The sequence below is a fragment of the Paracoccus everestensis genome (assembly GCF_021491915.1).
Classification (GTDB): Bacteria; Pseudomonadota; Alphaproteobacteria; order Rhodobacterales; family Rhodobacteraceae; genus Paracoccus; species Paracoccus everestensis.
The window spans coordinates 1180725-1197035 of sequence record NZ_CP090836.1; the positions used below are offsets into that span (position 1 = coordinate 1180725).

Annotated in this window: 19 protein-coding genes, 1 tRNA gene and 1 other RNA gene; 5 read left to right on the plus strand and 16 right to left on the minus strand. The window is 63.8% G+C overall.

Annotated features, from left to right (window positions below):
* Window positions 1-15: 15 nt before the first annotated feature.
* From LZ585_RS05845 to LZ585_RS05870, 5 genes are all read right to left on the minus strand, one after another.
* Complete coding sequence (locus LZ585_RS05845; RefSeq protein WP_390625101.1) at window positions 16-747, minus strand: TerB family tellurite resistance protein; 732 nt, start codon at window positions 745-747, stop codon at window positions 16-18.
* Between the two features lie 59 nt (window positions 748-806).
* Window positions 807-2069, minus strand: a complete 1263-nt coding sequence (locus tag LZ585_RS05855; RefSeq protein ID WP_390625102.1) for an IS481 family transposase — start codon at window positions 2067-2069, stop codon at window positions 807-809.
* Window positions 2070-2144: 75 nt separating this feature from the next.
* Window positions 2145-2369 (minus strand): GNAT family N-acetyltransferase, encoded by a 225-nt coding sequence (locus tag LZ585_RS05860; RefSeq protein ID WP_234855477.1) that lies wholly within the window; start codon window positions 2367-2369, stop codon window positions 2145-2147.
* The gene (gene trpA, locus LZ585_RS05865; RefSeq protein WP_234855478.1) at window positions 2369-3166 is read right to left on the minus strand and encodes a tryptophan synthase subunit alpha; all 798 of its coding nucleotides are present in this window, start codon (window positions 3164-3166) and stop codon (window positions 2369-2371) included. The genes LZ585_RS05860 and trpA overlap by 1 nt, the downstream gene beginning before the upstream one ends.
* 223 nt (window positions 3167-3389) lie before the next feature.
* Window positions 3390-4451 (minus strand): IS630 family transposase, encoded by a 1062-nt coding sequence (locus LZ585_RS05870; protein ID WP_234853247.1) that lies wholly within the window; start codon window positions 4449-4451, stop codon window positions 3390-3392.
* A gap of 117 nt (window positions 4452-4568) precedes the next feature.
* Between LZ585_RS05870 and LZ585_RS05875 the strand changes: the two genes are divergently transcribed.
* Window positions 4569-5330 (plus strand): NF038132 family protein, encoded by a 762-nt coding sequence (locus tag LZ585_RS05875; RefSeq protein ID WP_234855479.1) that lies wholly within the window; start codon window positions 4569-4571, stop codon window positions 5328-5330.
* A gap of 39 nt (window positions 5331-5369) precedes the next feature.
* Here LZ585_RS05875 and LZ585_RS05880 read toward each other — a convergent pair whose 3' ends face one another.
* Complete coding sequence (locus LZ585_RS05880) at window positions 5370-6236, minus strand: LysR family transcriptional regulator (protein ID WP_234855480.1); 867 nt, start codon at window positions 6234-6236, stop codon at window positions 5370-5372.
* 137 nt (window positions 6237-6373) lie between these two features.
* Between LZ585_RS05880 and LZ585_RS05885 the strand changes: the two genes are divergently transcribed.
* Window positions 6374-6601, plus strand: coding sequence for a DUF1127 domain-containing protein (locus LZ585_RS05885; RefSeq protein WP_234855481.1), 228 nt, complete (start codon window positions 6374-6376; stop codon window positions 6599-6601).
* Between the two features lie 69 nt (window positions 6602-6670).
* On the opposite strand, the gene LZ585_RS05890 is transcribed toward LZ585_RS05885, so the two are convergent.
* From LZ585_RS05890 to LZ585_RS05915, 6 genes are all read right to left on the minus strand, one after another.
* The gene (locus tag LZ585_RS05890; protein WP_234855482.1) at window positions 6671-7153 is read right to left on the minus strand and encodes an arsenate-mycothiol transferase ArsC; all 483 of its coding nucleotides are present in this window, start codon (window positions 7151-7153) and stop codon (window positions 6671-6673) included.
* Window positions 7154-7155: 2 nt separating this feature from the next.
* Complete coding sequence (locus LZ585_RS05895; protein ID WP_234855483.1) at window positions 7156-7635, minus strand: UPF0262 family protein; 480 nt, start codon at window positions 7633-7635, stop codon at window positions 7156-7158.
* Window positions 7632-8945 carry a histidinol dehydrogenase gene (hisD, locus tag LZ585_RS05900; protein ID WP_234855484.1) on the minus strand — a complete coding sequence of 438 codons (1314 nt, stop codon included), beginning with the start codon at window positions 8943-8945 and terminating at the stop codon, window positions 7632-7634. The genes LZ585_RS05895 and hisD overlap by 4 nt, the downstream gene beginning before the upstream one ends.
* 71 nt (window positions 8946-9016) lie before the next feature.
* Entirely contained in the window at window positions 9017-9508 is a 492-nt protein-coding gene (locus LZ585_RS05905; RefSeq protein ID WP_234855485.1) for a DUF2948 family protein, read from the minus strand.
* A 3-nt stretch (window positions 9509-9511) separates the two neighbouring features.
* Window positions 9512-10780 (minus strand): UDP-N-acetylglucosamine 1-carboxyvinyltransferase, encoded by a 1269-nt coding sequence (gene murA / locus LZ585_RS05910; protein WP_234855486.1) that lies wholly within the window; start codon window positions 10778-10780, stop codon window positions 9512-9514.
* Window positions 10781-10945, minus strand: a complete 165-nt coding sequence (locus LZ585_RS05915) for a hypothetical protein (protein ID WP_234855487.1) — start codon at window positions 10943-10945, stop codon at window positions 10781-10783.
* A gap of 132 nt (window positions 10946-11077) precedes the next feature.
* Here LZ585_RS05915 and LZ585_RS05920 point away from each other — a divergent pair.
* Window positions 11078-11152 (plus strand) — tRNA-Thr (locus tag LZ585_RS05920).
* 77 nt (window positions 11153-11229) lie between these two features.
* Window positions 11230-12825, plus strand: a complete 1596-nt coding sequence (locus LZ585_RS05925; RefSeq protein WP_234855488.1) for a peptide chain release factor 3 — start codon at window positions 11230-11232, stop codon at window positions 12823-12825.
* Window positions 12826-13064: 239 nt separating this feature from the next.
* On the opposite strand, the gene LZ585_RS05930 is transcribed toward LZ585_RS05925, so the two are convergent.
* Window positions 13065-13532, minus strand: coding sequence for an SspB family protein (locus tag LZ585_RS05930; protein ID WP_234855489.1), 468 nt, complete (start codon window positions 13530-13532; stop codon window positions 13065-13067).
* Between the two features lie 141 nt (window positions 13533-13673).
* Window positions 13674-14028: a transfer-messenger RNA gene (ssrA, locus tag LZ585_RS05935) on the minus strand.
* Between the two features lie 55 nt (window positions 14029-14083).
* Between ssrA and LZ585_RS05940 the strand changes: the two genes are divergently transcribed.
* The gene (locus LZ585_RS05940; RefSeq protein ID WP_234855490.1) at window positions 14084-14341 is read left to right on the plus strand and encodes a PepSY domain-containing protein; all 258 of its coding nucleotides are present in this window, start codon (window positions 14084-14086) and stop codon (window positions 14339-14341) included.
* A 46-nt stretch (window positions 14342-14387) separates the two neighbouring features.
* Here the strand turns inward: LZ585_RS05940 and gndA are convergent, their stop codons facing one another.
* Both gndA and LZ585_RS05950 read right to left on the minus strand, forming a co-directional pair.
* Window positions 14388-15788, minus strand: coding sequence for an NADP-dependent phosphogluconate dehydrogenase (gndA, locus tag LZ585_RS05945; protein WP_234855491.1), 1401 nt, complete (start codon window positions 15786-15788; stop codon window positions 14388-14390).
* 69 nt (window positions 15789-15857) lie between these two features.
* Window positions 15858-16307: a PaaI family thioesterase gene (locus LZ585_RS05950; RefSeq protein ID WP_315857645.1), complete on the minus strand. Its 450-nt coding sequence runs from the start codon at window positions 16305-16307 to the stop codon at window positions 15858-15860.
* Between the last annotated feature and the right edge of the window lie 4 nt (window positions 16308-16311).

Sequence of the window (16311 nt, forward strand, 5' to 3'; positions counted from 1 at the left end):
GGCAAGGGCTACGGGTCACTCGGCGGGATGGGGAACCGAGCCGCGGCGCATCTGGCGGAACTTTTCCCAGGCCTCGTTAAGGCGGCGGGTGCGGGCTTCGGCCAGGCGCACGGCCTCGGGCGGCAAGCCGCGCGCGATGGCCCGGTCGGGATGGGCTTCCAGGATCAGCGACCGGAATCGCTTGCGCGCCTCGGGCAGAGGGGTGTCCAGGGGGATGCCCAGCACGTCGCAGGGCGGGCAATCCGACTGGCGGTCATGGCGCAGGCGAATGGCGGCCACGCGTTCGGCAGGCAGGCCGAAGATCCGGCCGACCTCGTCTATGAACAGGATCTCGTTTTCATGCATCCCGCCATCGGCGACCGCGATGATGCACAGCCCTTCGATCACGTCGGCCAGGACTGGATCGCCCGGCGGGAACATGGCGGCAATGCGCCGCGCCCAGGCGTCAAAGCCCGCCACGTCCTGCCGTGCCAGATCAAAGACGCGGGCGGCGTTCTTTTCCTCGGACCGGGGGATGATGAAGACGCGGCGAAAGGCCGCGACCTCGGCCCGGCCCACGGTGCCGTCGGATTTCGCCAGCTTGGCGCCAAGCGCGATCACGGCGATGGTAAAGGCCACGGACCGCTCGGGCGGGATCGCGGCCCTTCGGCTGCCCCGCATGGCTGCCAGCCGGTCGCCGATGCGCTGCCAGAAGCTGCGAGGCTTTGGCAAGCAGGGGCAGGGAGTGTTGGTCGTGCGCGTGTCCATGGTGGCAGGCTATCCGCTAACGGGCGGCAAGGGTAGAGGCAGGGTGTCGCGCCCGCTTATCAGCCCGCCAGATCCTTGCCCATCAGCACAAGGTCGTGGAAGGCGCCGAATTTCCAGCCGGCACAAGGGATGCGACCCCATTCGGCATAGCCCGCGCGGAGGTGGAAGCGCAGCGATCCTGCGTTGGATGCCGTAATGCCGCCGATCAAAAGGCGGTGTCCAGCGGCGCGGGCATCGTCTTCCAGGGCTTTCAGCAGCAGATGCCCGGTGCCGCGGCCCCGCGCGTCAGGCGCCAGATGGATCGTATGTTCCATGCTGCGCGCATAGCCGCCGCCAGTGCGGAACTGGCCATAGGTGTCACATCCCGCGAGATTGTAGACGCGTTTCCTGAACAGCTCGGGTCTGTGACGTTGCCAGTCCTTGAGAGCGCCGATGGGTGTTCGGGCGTTCAGGGCTGATTGCGGGAGCTGCGTGTTGTAGAGGTGGACATATCGCAGGATGGTCTGCTCCAGGTCCTCGCCGCTGTGGAAGCGATGGCTCTGCAGGACATCCTCTATCCGGCCGTTGAAGCGCTCGACCATTCCGTTGGTCTGCGGGTGCATCGGGGGCGCGAGGCGGTGCTCGATGCCAAGTTCGGCGCAGAGCAGGTCGAACTCGTGCTGGCCGGTGGCAGCGCGCTTGCGCAGGCCGAACAGGCGGTCGGTGAAAGCCTTGCCGTTGTCCGTCAGCACGCGGGTGATCTTCATCGGTGCGGCACGCTCAAGGTCGCGCAGGAAACGACGCGCGTTGGCCGCGGTCTGCGCCGGGTAGATGCGCACAAAGACCCATCGGGTCGCCCGGTCGATGGCCACGAAGAGATAGCGGCGGCGATCCTCGTCGGCCATCTGCGGCAGATACTTGATGTCGATGTGCAGGTAACCGGGCTCATAGGCCTTGAAGCTGCCGTGCGCGGGCTTCGGCTCCCGGGGCTTCAACGCCTGCAGGTTTCCCACCCCATGGCGACGCAGGCAGCGGTCGAGGCCCGAACGCGAGACGTGCGGATTGAGGAACTCGCGCACGACCGCGAGCAGGTCGTCGAGCGGTAAGAGAAGCGCCCTTCGCAGCGCCACCGCGACGGCCTCCTGGGCAGGCGTCAATGTCGTCTGAAGCCGGTGCGGCGTGTGGCTGCGGTCGTGGACGTCATCGCGGCTGCGCCACTTCCACACCGTCTGCTCGGAGATCCCGTAGCGCTCTGCCACCAGCCATGCCGGTTCGCTGCTCGCCTGGATCGCGGCCCGGATCTTTGGCGTCGTGGTCGCCTGCTTGTGCAGAGAAATCAGCATCCTCCCACCCCCTCCCGAACCTCGCGCAGGATCCACCTTGCCATGAAAAAGGAAGACCGGCGAGGGTCTATGTGATCATCCGGGATGGAACACATAGGTCGCAAAGCCCAGGACTTGGCCCGCATCCTCGGCCACCGTGAAGGGGTGGCCCAAGGCCTGCCGGTCGCGGATCAGCGCGGCGATTTCCGCATCCGTGCGTTCGGTCGGCCAGAAGGTGATGACCGTATCGCGGATGATCGGGTTCCAGATCCGCGCGATGGCTGGCACGTCGTCGGGCATGGCATCGCGAAGACGGATCATCAGCCTCGATGCGCCCCTGCGGCAAGGTCGCGCACGAAATCCAGGATTTCTGGCACCGGGCGGCCTTCGCCGATCTTCTTGACAATGGCGCTGCCCACCACGCAGCCATCCGCGACGCTTGCAATCTGTTCCGCCGCATCGGGGGTCGAGATCCCAAAGCCCACCACAACGGGCAGGTTTGCGGCGGCCCGGATGCGTGCGACCTCGGGGGCGACCTCGGCGGCGTTGGCGGCGGGGCCGCCGGTGATGCCGGTGACGCTGACATAGTACACAAAGCCCGAGGTGTTCTTCACCACCGCAGGCAGGCGCCGGTCGTCGGTGGTGGGGGTAGCCAGGCGGATGAAGTTCAGGCCGGCGCGGGTGGCGGGGATGCACAGTTCGGCATCTTCCTCGGGCGGCAGGTCGACGACGATCAAGCCGTCCACGCCCGCGGCCTTCGCCTCGGACAAAAAGGTTTCGACGCCGCCGGGGCGGGCATAGATCGGATTGTAGTATCCCATCAGCACCACCGGCGTGCTGTTGTCGGTTTTGCGGAACTCGCGCAGGATTTCGAGCGTGCGCGTCACGCTGCCCCCTGCGGCAAGCGCCCGCTGCCCCGCCGCCTGGATGGTCGGTCCATCCGCCATCGGATCGGTGAAGGGCATCCCCAGTTCGATGATGTCCACGCCCGCGTCGGGCAGGCCGCGCATGATGTCCAGCATGGTGGCGTCGTCGGGATCGGACGCCATGATATAGGTCACGAAGGCCTTGCGCCCCTGCGCCTGAAGGCGCTGAAAGGTATCGTCGATCCGGGTCATGGTCATCCTCTTGCGAACGCGATCTGTGTGTCCCAGTTCGGCAGCGGGATCAAGTGGCCTGCCAAGGCGTTTGAAGCCTCAATTCCGGGTAGAGCGACAGCCTGATCCGGCACCTAGAAATTGATAGTCGCTTTAGACAAAAGAATAAATTTTCCGTTATCGAAAAAGCTGCTATTTGTTCATAGGCAACGGATGTTGCGATGATCCTTTCAATATACCGCTTCTACTGCAAAACCCGAAAGTTCTCGTGGGTTATGACGCGGAAGTTGTCGGAGACCTTGTCGCGGAATTTTGTCCATTCCTGCGGGATGGTTTCACGCATGAATGCAAGGATGGCGTCGGCGAACTGCTTCTGACTTGGGTAGTAGCGGTTGTGGGTAACGTATTGATGCAAGACAGCCCAAAGCCGCTCAATCGGATTGAGATGAGGGCAATAGGGTGGCAGCTGGATCAGATGGATACGGCAAGCTGTCTTGGCGAGGAAGGCTCTGACATCGGGTCCTTTGTGGTAGGCAGCGTTGTCCCAGATGACATGAATGATGCGCTTGTCAGGGTTGCGCTCCTCGATCTTGGTGAGAAGCTGCACGGCACTGACCCCGTCGACGGTTGTGGGCTCGACAAAGGGTGCATCGAAAGTTTCGAGGTTTACAGCCCCATGAATGTTCACACGACCGCGCCCTGCTGTGCTGAGAACCGCTGGATTTGATCCCACCTTCACCCAGCCGAATGCAGGCTTGGTCTGGTATTCCGGATGCACCGCATCGGCGAAGTAGACGGCTTCATCTGCTGGTAACTCACGCATCAGGCGTTCGTAGAATGCGATGAAAGCTGTCTGCTTTTCCGCAGATGCCACGCGCGGCAGAGGCTTGGGCTTGCGGTATTCAAAGCCCAGTCGGGCGAGAAGTTTGATGCAGCCAGAATGGGAGTAGTTCAGACCGCACTCAGCCGCGAGGTGAGCCCTGATCTCGACCGTCGAGCGACAGAAGCGCACTTGCAGCCATGCGCACAGCGCAGTCTCCTGTGCCTGCGTCATACGGGACTGGCCGCCTTTCCAGCCGTCGTAGGCAAGCGCATCCCAACCATCTTGCAGGTAGGTTTTATGCCAGCCCCGAATGGTATCGTCGTCCAGATAGAGAAATTTTGCGATCCGGGCACAGCTTTCCCCGTCGTCGAGCAGCAGGATCGCATTTGCCCGGCGGGCAATGCCGTGGTCCTCGCGCTGACGACGCACGCACGCCTCAAGCTCGAGGCGGTCTGCTGAGGAAAGAAAGCCGGGGCGGATCATAGGCGTAGCTGAATCGTTCCAAACCCAGCCGTCAAGTCACCAAATTCGGCTGCCGCAGGACTCCGAGTATAGTGGAGTTTTTTGATGATCAGCAGAACCCTTCTTGCATCGGCGGCCATGACCGCCATGCTGGCCTTCGGGGCGCAGGCTGCCACGCTTCCGTCCGGCTGGACGGCCGTGGGCAACGCAGGCACCGGCGACCCGAACGGCGTTGTAACCGCGCCTTCAGCCACCGAATCCGGTTATTATTATGTCAGCACCAATGGTGGAACTTCGGGCGGCGGATCGCTTGCAGGTATTGGCGGTACCAACGGCAGCACGGTGACAACAGGGGTCTTTACTGCCGCCGCTGGCGAGACGCTTGAATTTCTATTTAATTATGTGACCAGCGATGGCGCAGGCTTTGCCGATTACGGTTGGGCACGGCTGATCGACGCTGTGACCAGCAACGAAGTCGCGCTATTGTTCACCGCCCGCACAACGCAGGGCGGCAACACCGTTCCAGGGTTTGGGATGCCGCCGTTGAATGCGACTCTTGTTCCCGCTGATACGCCGATTGTCCCTGGCGCCCCGATATGGAACGTCCTGGGCAGTGACAGCGGCACCTGCTATGCTGGCGGCTGCGGCTATACCGGCTGGATCCAGTCGACTTTCGATATCGCCGCTGCCGGCAACTATAAACTTCAGTTCGGTGTCACCAACTGGAGTGATACCCTTTTTGACAGCGGCATGGCTTTTGCCGGCGCCAAGATCGGCGACGTGATCATCACCCCGCCGGTCGATCCCGCCGCTGTTCCGCTGCCTGCCAGTGCGCTGCTGCTGGGCGCGGGGGTCGGGGGCCTGGGTGTCCTGCGCCGCCGCCAGAAGGCCAAGGCCTAAGCAAAGCCGGCTGATCCGCGCCATGCGGGTCAGCCATGTTCATGCTGCCATGGCGGCCACTTCGCAGACAGCCCGTCGAAGATAGCCCGCGAACTCGGTCGCCTCGCGCCGTGCCGGGCCGTCGGCAACATAGACGTTCAGCCAGGTCGGCGGCAAGGGAGGCAGGGCGCCGCCGTGCTCCACAGGCTCCAGCCCTGCCTGGGCGATGCCGCGCGGCAAGATTGTGATGCCCAGGTCGGCTGCGGCGCTGACCCGCCAAGTATCGCTGCCTCCATCGGCCACCGCCTGCACCCATTCGATGCCCGCCCGGTCCAGGGATGACAGCCCGACGGGATAATATGCGCAATGCGGCGAATTGGCCAATGGCAAGGGACGCTGTTCCCAGGCAGTGCCGCCGACGGCCCCGAACCAGGCAAGGTCCACCTTGGACAGATGGATCGCGCCGGGCGGCGTTTCGAATTCCGTGGTCAGGATCACGTCATGTTCGCCGCGCTTCATCTGATGGCGCAGATCCTTGCTGCGACCGTCGTTGATGACAAGCTCGACACGCGGATTGGCCTGGCGAAAGGCCCGCACGGCCTGGGCGACCTTGGTGAACAGCCAGTCGCTGGTCAGGCCTACGCGCAGCCGTGCCTCGGGGCGTTGACCGGTGAAGCGGGACAGGATGGCGTCGTTCAGGGCCACCAGCTTGCGCGCCTCTATCAGCAGTTCGGTCGCGAAATCGGTCAGCACCACGCCGCGGCCCTGCTTTTGCAGCATCGATTCCCCGAACAGGTCGTCCAGACGCTTGATCTGCATGGACAGGGCGCTTTGCGTCATGTTCAGCGCCTCGGCCGCGCGGGTGACGGCGCCGTATTCAGCCACTGCCTGAAGCGACCGCAGGGTGGCGATATCAAGATTGCGCATCGTTCGATTTTCCTGATGAAAGTGATCAAAAACATTCGTTTCAAAGATACGACAAGGCGCGCTATTTATCAATCACGGAAATTCGAAAGCAACCGAGCATCACACAGATTGATGCATTTCATCACCGGAGACGAACGATGTCCTTCAAGACAGCCGCTTCGCTTCCCATAGTTGCCGGGCTCGGCCTTTCTGCGCGCCCGTCATTGGGCAAGCGTATCCTGACCCTGCTGAGCCTGCGCCGTTCGCGCACCGATCTTGCGCATCTGAGCGATGATCAACTGCGCGACATCGGCCTGACCCGCGACCAAGTCGCGGAAGAGATCGCGCGCCCCATCTGGGACGTGCCTGCCAACTGGCGTCGCTGATATTACCCCGTCAGGATTGCCACACTGCCGCGCCGCCCGCTTGCGGGATCGGCGCGGCTTTTTCATGGGTCAGGACGCCGCGTCCCCATCATCGGGCAGGGTGGGCGGACCGAACCGGTCGGTCATGCGTGCCTGGATCTGGTCGCGGGTCTGGCGATAGGCGGCGAGCTTGGCCTCGCGCCCTTCAGCCAGGCCGGTGGGATCCATGATCGGCCAGTATTCCACGTCCAGGTGAAACACACGCGTCAGTTCCAAGGCCTGCCGCTGGCTGGCAGGGGACAGGGCCACGATCAGGTCGAACCCGCCCAGGTCATCGCCCCAGTCCTTCATCTCGTCAAAGCTGCGGCTGCGGTGGTTTTCGATCTTTACGCCGATCTCGTCGCATACGGCGATGGCAAACCCGTCCACCTCCATGTCGTTCTTGACCCCCGCCGACTGAACATAGGCGGCGCGGCCATAGAATTTCTTCATCATGCCTTCGGCAATAGGCGAGCGAATGGAATTATGGTCGCAGCAGAACAAAACCGAGGCGGGAATCCTGTTCTGCGTCATCGTCAGCCCTGGGGTACCAGGGCGCAGATCAAGGTGAACAGGCGCCGGGCGGTGTCGATGTCCAGTTCAGCCTTGCCTTCCAGCCGTTCCTGCAAGGTCCGCGCCCCTTCGTTATGGATGCCGCGCCGCGCCATGTCGATCGCCTCGATCTGGGCAGGCGGCAGGCGCTTGACCGCATCGAAATAGCTTTGGCAGATCTGGAAGTAATCCTTTGTGACCTGCCGGAAAGGGCCAAGCGACAGGTGGAACTCGGCCACCTTGTCGCCCCCTTCGGCGGCCACGTCGAACACCAGGCGGCGTTCGCGGATGCACAGTTCCAGACGGAACGGACCTTGCGGCGCCGCCAGGCCGTCACGGCCTGGAACGGCGAAGCTGTTATCCTCGATCAGGTCGAAGATCGCGACGCGGCGTTCCTGTTCCATTTCAGGCGTGGCGGGCGGGGCCTCGGAGTCGTTGATCTGGATATGGATGATCCGGCTCATTCCGGCGCCCTTTCGTTCAAAAGGTCCAGCCGCGCGCGGATGGATTCGCCATGGGCCTGCAACCCTTCCGAGGCCGCCAGCCGCATTGCCGCATGGCCCACGGCGTTCAGGGCGCCGGGCGTCAGCCGTGCCATCGTCGTGCGCTTGAGGAAATCCATCACCGACAAGCCCGAGGAAAACCGCGCCGAACGCGCCGTGGGCAGGACATGGTTCGGGCCGCTGACGTAATCGCCCACCGCCTCGGGCGTGTGGGCGCCCAGGAAGATGGCGCCGGCATGGATGCATTTCGCAGCCAGGGCTTCGGGGTCATCCACGCACAGTTCCAGATGCTCGGGGGCGATGCGGTTCGACAGGGCGGCGGCCTCGTCCAGGTCGCGGACAACGATGATGGTGCCATAGTCGCGCCAGCTTGCCCCTGCAATGGCTGCGCGGGGCAGGGTGGGCAGGATGCGGTCCACCGCGCCTGCGACCGCATGACCCAGGGCCGGATCGGTGGTGATCAGGATCGACTGCGCATCCGCGTCGTGTTCGGCCTGCGCAAGCAGGTCCAGCGCCAGCCAATCGGGATGCTGGTCGCCTTGGGCAATCACCAGCACTTCGGACGGCCCGGCGATCATGTCGATGCCGACGCGGCCAAAGACCTGGCGCTTGGCGGCGGCGACATAGGCATTGCCTGGCCCGGTGATCTTGTCCACGGGCGCAATGGTATCGGTCCCATAGGCCATGGCGGCAATCGCCTGCGCCCCCCCGATGCGATAGATTTCGGTGACGCCCGACAGTTGCGCGGCCAGCAGCACCAGCGGATTGATGTGCCCCCCCGGCGTCGGCACGCAGATCACCAGCCGTTCGACCCCCGCCACCCGCGCGGGGACCGCGTTCATCAGGACCGACGACGGATAGGCCGCCTGACCCCCCGGCACATACAGTCCCGCCGCCGACACGGGCGTCCACCGCCAACCCAGGGTTGCCCCCTCGGGGTCGGTCCAGCTTGCATCCTCGGGCATCTGGCGGGCGTGATAGGCGCGGATGCGTTCGGCGGCCAGCGTCAGAGCGGCGCGATCCTGGGGCGTGACATGAGCCACCTGGGCTTCAATCTCGGACGCCGAAAAGCGCAGGCGGTCGGGCGTCAGGTCCAGCCGGTCAAAGCGGCTTGTCAGTTCGCACAGCGCCGTATCGCCGCGCTGCCGCACATCCTTGATGATTGCGGCGACGACATCGTTCACATCGGTCGAATCCTCGCGCTTGGCGGACAGCAGGTCGCCAAAGCGCGCTTCGAAGTCGGCATTCGATGTGTTCAACGTGACCGGCATGATCTATCCCCTGCAATCACGTCTTGTTAGCGGCAAGACCAGCCCGGCTCAAGCGGGCGACGGTTGCCCGTTCAGTCAGGATGAACCGGCGCCTTGCCCGAGACTGCGCGATAAGGCCGCGTCACGTCGCGCAGTTCGACATTGATGCATTCAACCTCGGTCGCCAGGGTGCCGTCGCCCGCGAACTCCAGCAGCAGCCGTCCGGTCCCGTCCGTTCCGGGTTGCCAGGCCATCGTCAGCAGTTCCAGAACCGTATCGGCATCCCGGCTGATCCCGTCGGACAGCACGCGCTGCACGTCGCGGATCAGCAGGACCGACCGGACGCGTTCGTAATCGCGCCCCTCGGCTGCGGCCTGTTCCGCATCTTCCCAGCGGAAACGGTTCAGCAGCAAGGCAAGCGAACGCCCCCGGTGGTCATAGGACATTTCCGAGGCGGGCAGGATGGCGTCCTGCAACAGCGCGGACAGGATGCGCAGATCCTGTTCATCCTCGGCCATCAGGGCCAAGGGGGCTGGATCGGCATCGGCGAAACGGGCGTCGGCGGTCCGGGTTTCGGGGGCCATGGCTTACTCCTCTTTCACGCGTTCGATCTGGGCGCCAACGCCGCGCAACTTGCGCACGACGTGTTCATAGCCCCGATCCAGATGATAAACCCGGCTGACGGTGGTCTGGCCTTCGGCGGCAAGCCCCGCAAGGATCAGGCTGACGGATGCACGCAGGTCGGTTGCCATCACGGGCGCGCCGCGCAGGCTGTCTACGCCGCTCACGGTGGCGTGCCCGCCATGAACCTCGATCCGCGCACCCATGCGGGTCAATTCGGGGGCGTGCATGAAACGGTTCTCGAAGATCGTCTCCTCCAGCACGCTGGTGCCCTCGGCCACGCACATCAGGGCCATGAACTGGGCTTGTAGATCGGTGGGGAAGCCGGGAAAGGGTTCGGTCGTGACGTTGACAGCGCGGATGCCGTTCCTGCGGCTGACTTTGAGTCCGCGGGCGGTCTCCGTGACGCTGATCCCCGCCTCGTCCAGCTTTTCGCAAAAGGCAGAAAGCAGTTCGATCCGGCCACCCAGGCATTCGACCTCGCCCCCGCAGATGGCTGGCGCCAGCATATAGGTCCCAAGCTCGATCCGGTCGGTGACGACGGGATGGGTCGCGCCGTGCAGGGCATCGACGCCCTGGATGGTGATGGTGCTGGTGCCCTCGCCCTCGATCTGGGCGCCCATGGCGCGCAGGCAGCGGGCCAGATCGACAATCTCGGGTTCGCGGGCGGCGTTCTTCAGGACCGTGGTGCCGCGTGCCAGTGTCGCCGCCATCAGGGCATTTTCCGTGGCCCCGACCGAAACGATGGGGAAATCCACCACGGCCCCCCGCAACCCGCCCGCAGGCGCCTTGGCATGGACATAACCGTCGCGCAGGTCCAGTTCCGCGCCCATAACCTCGAACGCCTTCAGATGCAGATCCACCGGTCGCGCGCCAATGGCGCAGCCGCCCGGCAACGACACCTCGGCCCGGCCGTCGCGGGCCAGCATCGGTCCCAGCACCAGGATGGAGGCGCGCATCTTGCGCACGATGTCGTAATCCGCCCGATGGCTGGTCAGGGCATGGCTGGACAGCGCCAGAACCTGACCATCCTGCAGGCTGGCAACTTCGGCCCCCAGGGATTGCAGCAGCGCGGTCATGGTGCGGATGTCGGAAAGGCGCGGCGCATTGGTCAGCGTCAAAGGCTGATCGGTCAGCAGCGTCGCGGGCATCAGGGTCAGGCAAGCGTTCTTGGCCCCGGCAATGGGAATTTCCCCCTGAAGCGGGCCGTTCCCGCGAACAATGATCTGGTCCATTTATTCGTCGTCCTTGCCTGTGTCACTGTCCTGTTGCCCGTCGCCGTCCTGCGTGGCACGGGCGCGCGCTTGCGCCTTGCGCCGTTGCAGGTTGGCCCGCAAGGCGGCGCGCAGCCTTTCCTCGCGGTTGTCTTGCTTCTTTTTGTCGTCCGGGCGGTCGCTCATCCGAAACCTGTTATCGCCGGAAGCAGCAACAGTCCAGCAAAGCCCATGCGGGCGACAACGCAGGCGGGCGCGGATTTTTCGTCGATCCCCCTTGCGCGGGGCGGCGGCATTGTCTAAACGCCCCTCCACGATGCTGTGGTAGCTCAGTGGTAGAGCACACCCTTGGTAAGGGTGAGGTCGAGAGTTCAATCCTCTCTCACAGCACCATTTTCCAGAATGCCCGCAACCATGTCGCAAAGCCCTTGGCGATTGCGCATTTCGGTTTCGCAGGCTACAGGCCGCCCATGACAAACCGCCCCGATCTTCCCCCCGAAATCGCCCGCCGCCGCACCTTTGCGATCATCGCGCACCCGGATGCCGGCAAGACCACGCTGACCGAAAAGTTTCTGCTGTTCGGCGGGGCGATCCAGATGGCCGGGCAGGTGCGCGCCAAGGGCGAGGCGCGGCGCACGCGGTCGGACTTCATGAAGATGGAGCAGGACCGGGGCATCTCGGTCAGCGCGTCCGCGATGTCCTTCGATTTCGACCGCTATCGCTTCAACCTGGTCGACACGCCGGGCCACAGCGACTTTTCCGAGGATACCTATCGCACCCTGACCGCCGTGGACGCGGCGATCATGGTCATCGACGGGGCCAAGGGCGTCGAATCGCAGACCCGCAAGCTGTTCGAGGTCTGCCGAATGCGCGACCTGCCGATCCTGACCTTCTGCAACAAGATGGACCGCGAAAGCCGCGACACCTTCGAGATCATCGACGAGATCCAGGAAAACCTGGCCATCGACGTGGCGCCTGCAAGCTGGCCCATCGGGTCGGGCCGCGATTTCCTGGGTTGCTATGACCTGCTGCATGACCGGCTGGAGCTGATGGATCGCGCCGACCGCAACCGCGTCGCCGACTCGATCAAGATCAGCGGGTTGGACGATCCAAAGCTGGCCGAGCATATCCCTGCGGATCAGCTTGCGAAGCTTCGCGAGGAAGTCGAGATGGCGCGCGAGCTGCTGCCCGCCTTCGACCGCAAGTCCTTCCTGGAAGGGCACATGACGCCGATCTGGTTCGGCAGCGCGATCAACAGCTTCGGCGTGAAGGAGTTGATGGTCGGCATCGGGGAATTCGGCCCTCAGCCGCAGCCCCAGAACAGCGCCGACCGCAAGATCTCGCCCGAGGAAAAGTCGGTCACCGGCTTTGTCTTCAAGGTGCAGGCCAACATGGATCCCAAGCACCGGGACCGGGTGGCCTTCGTGCGCCTGGCATCGGGTCATTTCGAACGCGGCATGAAGCTGACCCATGTGCGGTCGAAAAAACCGATGGCGGTGACCAACCCGGTGCTGTTCCTGGCCGCCGACCGCGAACTGGCCGAGGAAGCCTGGGCGGGCGACATCATCGGCATCCCGAACCACGGCCAGCTTCGTATCGGCGACGCGCTGACGGAAGGCGAGGGGCTGCGCTTTACCGGCATCCCGTCCTTCGCGCCCGAACTGCTGCAATCGGTGCGCGCCACCGATCCGATGAAGGCCAAGCACCTGGAAAAGGCGCTGATGCAATTCGCCGAGGAAGGCGCGGCCAAGGTCTTCAAGCCGATGATCGGCTCGGGCTTTATCGTCGGCGTCGTGGGCGCCCTGCAGTTCGAGGTTCTGGCCAGCCGGATCGAGATCGAATACGGCATCCCGGTCCGCTTCGAAGGGTCGCAGTTCACATCCGCCCGGTGGGTCGCAGGCCCGCGCGACAAGGTCGAGGCTTTCGTGAACAACAACAAGGGCCATATCGCCCAGGACCACGACGGCGACATGGTTTATCTGACCCGGCTGCAATGGGACATCGACCGCGTGGCGCGCGATCACCCGGAACTGCGGTTGACGGCAACGAAGGAGATGATGGTGTAAGGCAGGAGCGGCGCTTTCAACGCTTGTATTGCTGCATCCGATTTGACGGATGCGGCGCGAAAGTGCCGCACTTACACCCTTAAGCGCATAGAAGACATTGAGGGTGTAGCTCTCTATTCAGAGTTCGCACGCGGTGGATTTTCGAACGGTAGAAATATTCCGTTAACTTCCAGTTCGAAACGCCTTGGTTCCTGACAATGACAACGCGCTGGATCATTCCAGCCGGGAAGCGGCGGCCCCTACTTCCGCCACCGGTCCAGCTGCACGACCTCGCCACCGCCATTGGGCGCACCGTCAGGGTTGTCGTCGCCGTCCTCATTGCTGTCTTCGTCTTCATCCTCGTCTTCGGACTCCTGCGTCTCGAAACGCAGGCCGAATTCCACGGAAGGGTCCACGAAGGTGCGCAATGCGTCAAAGGGGATGCGCATCGGTTCGGGCGAATTGCCGAAGTTCAGGGTGACGGTAAAGCCTTCGTCATCGACGGTCAGGTTGTCGAACCAGTGCTGGATGACGATGGTCATTTCCTCGGGGTAACGCTCTCGCAGCCAGTCGGCCATTTCGACCCCCTCGTCGCGCGTGTCGAAGGTGATGAAAAAATGATGCTCGCCGGGCAGACCGTGTTCCGCCACGCGTTCCAGCACATCCGCGATCAGCCCCTGCATCGCGCGATGCATCATCCCGCCATAGTCGATTCCCGATCGCGCCATGCCCGTCCCCTTCGAATTTCGGCCAGCATAGGCATATGACCGACGATGAAAAGGGGGGCGGCGGACGCTTGGGCAAGAAACCGGCCCAGCCCGATCCGGGGCATACAACGCGCCGGAAAGCCGAAAGCATAAGGGGATGAAAGTGCAGGATTCTGTTGCCAGGCTCCTGCGGGCCCCGCCTTACGCTGCTAGGCGCAAGGGCTTAGGTTTCGATCACTCGAACTGCTTACGCAGCCAGAGCAACCGGAGCACGGTTGTCGTTGGCAACTGTACATTTCGCACCGATAACGGTGGTAGCTCACCGAGACAAAGCAAACATCTTTAGACGTTCGTCGATCCTGTTTCGACCCCCTTGTCCCCCAACGAGGGTGATCTGGTGGAGTCGCCGGGTACCGCCCCCGGGTCCGATCCGCTTATTACATGCGCGTTTATGTCCATAGCCCGGCTTGCACCGGACAAGGACAATATAGGGGCGCGCCATCCCGCCCGCAAGCCCTTGGAACCTCCCGCGTCGCGGGCCGTTCGTCCGGTCCAAACCAAGGAGATGACCCATGACGATTCGCATGATTGCCCTGGCGGGACTGATCGCGGCCCCTTCGGCTCTGATGGCGCAGCAAACCCCTCCTGCAGGGTCGATGCCCTTGTCGCAGGTCGTAGCCAAGCTGGAAACAGACCTGAGCGATCTGGGCCATATTTCCGAAATTTCCTGGGAAGACGATGGCTATTGGGAGGTGGAATATCAAACCACCGACAATCGCGAGGTCGATATCCGCGTGGATCCCGCGACGGGCGAAACTCGCGAACGCTAATTGCCAGAAAGGGGGAGGGCATCCGGTCCTCCCCACCCTTTTTCTCTTATGACTGACGGTTCCAAGGGCCATGTGGGTCGTCCAGCCCGTCGATCCGCTGAAACCCGTGCGCGCCAAAGAAATCGCGTTGCGCCTGGATCAGGTTGGCGGTGCCGCGCCCCGTGCGCATCAGGTCGAACCACATCAAGCCGGACGCCAGCGCGGGCAGGGCATGGCCCGATGCGGCGGCTTGGGACACGACCTGGCGCAGGGCGGGCATGGCGGTGTCGATCAACCCCGCAAAGAAGGGCGCCATGATCAGGTTGCGTGCGGGATCCTGGGCCAAGGCGGCGGCCATGTCGTTCAGCATGGCCGACCTGATGATGCAGCCCGCCCGCCAGACCCGTGCGAGTTCGGGCAGATCGAGCATCCAGCCAAATCGGCCGGAGGCGGCCGAGATCATTGCGAAGCCTTGGGCATAGCACAGGATCTTGCCCGCAATCAGCGCCTGTTCCAGGCCATCGGGCGGCAGGTCGCAGTGCTGGGGCGCAGGTCCGAACAGCGCCTGACCCGCCAGCCGTTCCTCAAGCCGAGCGGACAGGTTGCGCGCCATCACGGCAGCCTCGATCACGGGAATGGGGGCAGAAAGGTGCTGCGCCTCGATCGCGGTCCACCGGCCGGTGCCCTTTTGACCTGCGCGGTCCAGGATCATGTCCACCATCGGGCGACCGGTATGGGGATCGGCGGCAGCCGTGACCTTGGCCGAGATTTCGATCAGATAGGATTTAAGCAGCCCATTGTTCCAATTGGCAAAGGCCCCGCTGATCGCGGCGGCGTCCATGTTCATGCCATCGCGCATCAGGCCGTAAACCTCGGCGATCATCTGCATATCGGCATATTCGATGCCGTTATGGACCATCTTCACGAAATGCCCCGCGCCTGCATCGCCCATGCGCGCGGCGCAGGGGGTGCCGTCCTCGGCCCGTGCGGCGATGGCGGTCATCACATCGGCCACGCGCGCCCAGTCGGCGGCATCGCCCCCGCCCATGATGGCGGGACCATGGCGCGCGCCGTCCTCTCCGCCCGAGACGCCCATGCCAAGGAAGCGGAAGGGCAGGCCGGCGGCATTGCGGCGGTTGGTGTCGTGGAAATCGGCATTGCCCGCGTCGATGACCAGATCATCCACATCCAGCAGGGGCGCAAGCGCCCCAAGCTGCTCGTCCACGGGCTGACCGGCGGGCACCATCAGGATGATGGCGCGGGGCGGGGTGATTGCCGCCACCAGATCGGCCAGCGATTCGGCGGGCAGGATCCGGCTGATCAGATCGCCGGCATCGGCGGCAAAGCTGCGCGCCACACCGGCCGTGCGGTTCCAGACGGCGATGGGGAACCCCTTCTCGGCGATGTTGAGCGCCAATGCCGCGCCCATCGTCCCCAAGCCGATCAGTCCGATCCGAGCCTGCGCCATGCCGCATCCTTTCGCAAATCCGCATATCGCAGGTGTTTACGCAAACAGGCCGCGATTGTCACGGCAGGGTCAGGCGGGCCTGCCCTGCACGCAGATCAGTGTCTGAAGTCCGGTCGCGACATGGATTTTCCGTTCCGGGGTGATTCCCCAGACATCAAGCTGGCAGATCGTCAGCGTCCGGCCCGGCTTGACGACGCGGCCTACCGCTTCAAGGTATTCGCCCCGCGCGGGGTTGATCAGGTTCAGCTTGAACTCCACCGTCAGGACGGAACTGTCGTCGGGAAACAGCGTGAAACCCGCATATCCACCCGCCGAATCCGCGATGGACGCCGTGCCGCCCGCGTGGAAATAGCCGTGCTGCTGGGTCAACTCAGGGCGGAAGGGCAGGCGGATCGTCACCACGCCCGCCTTCACCTCCTCCAATTTCGCGCCCAGCAGGGACATCAGTCCTTGCCGGGCAAAGCTGTCGCGGATGCGGTCCACGGTTGCGTCGGGCAGGTCGCTGCCAATCTCCATCATCTTC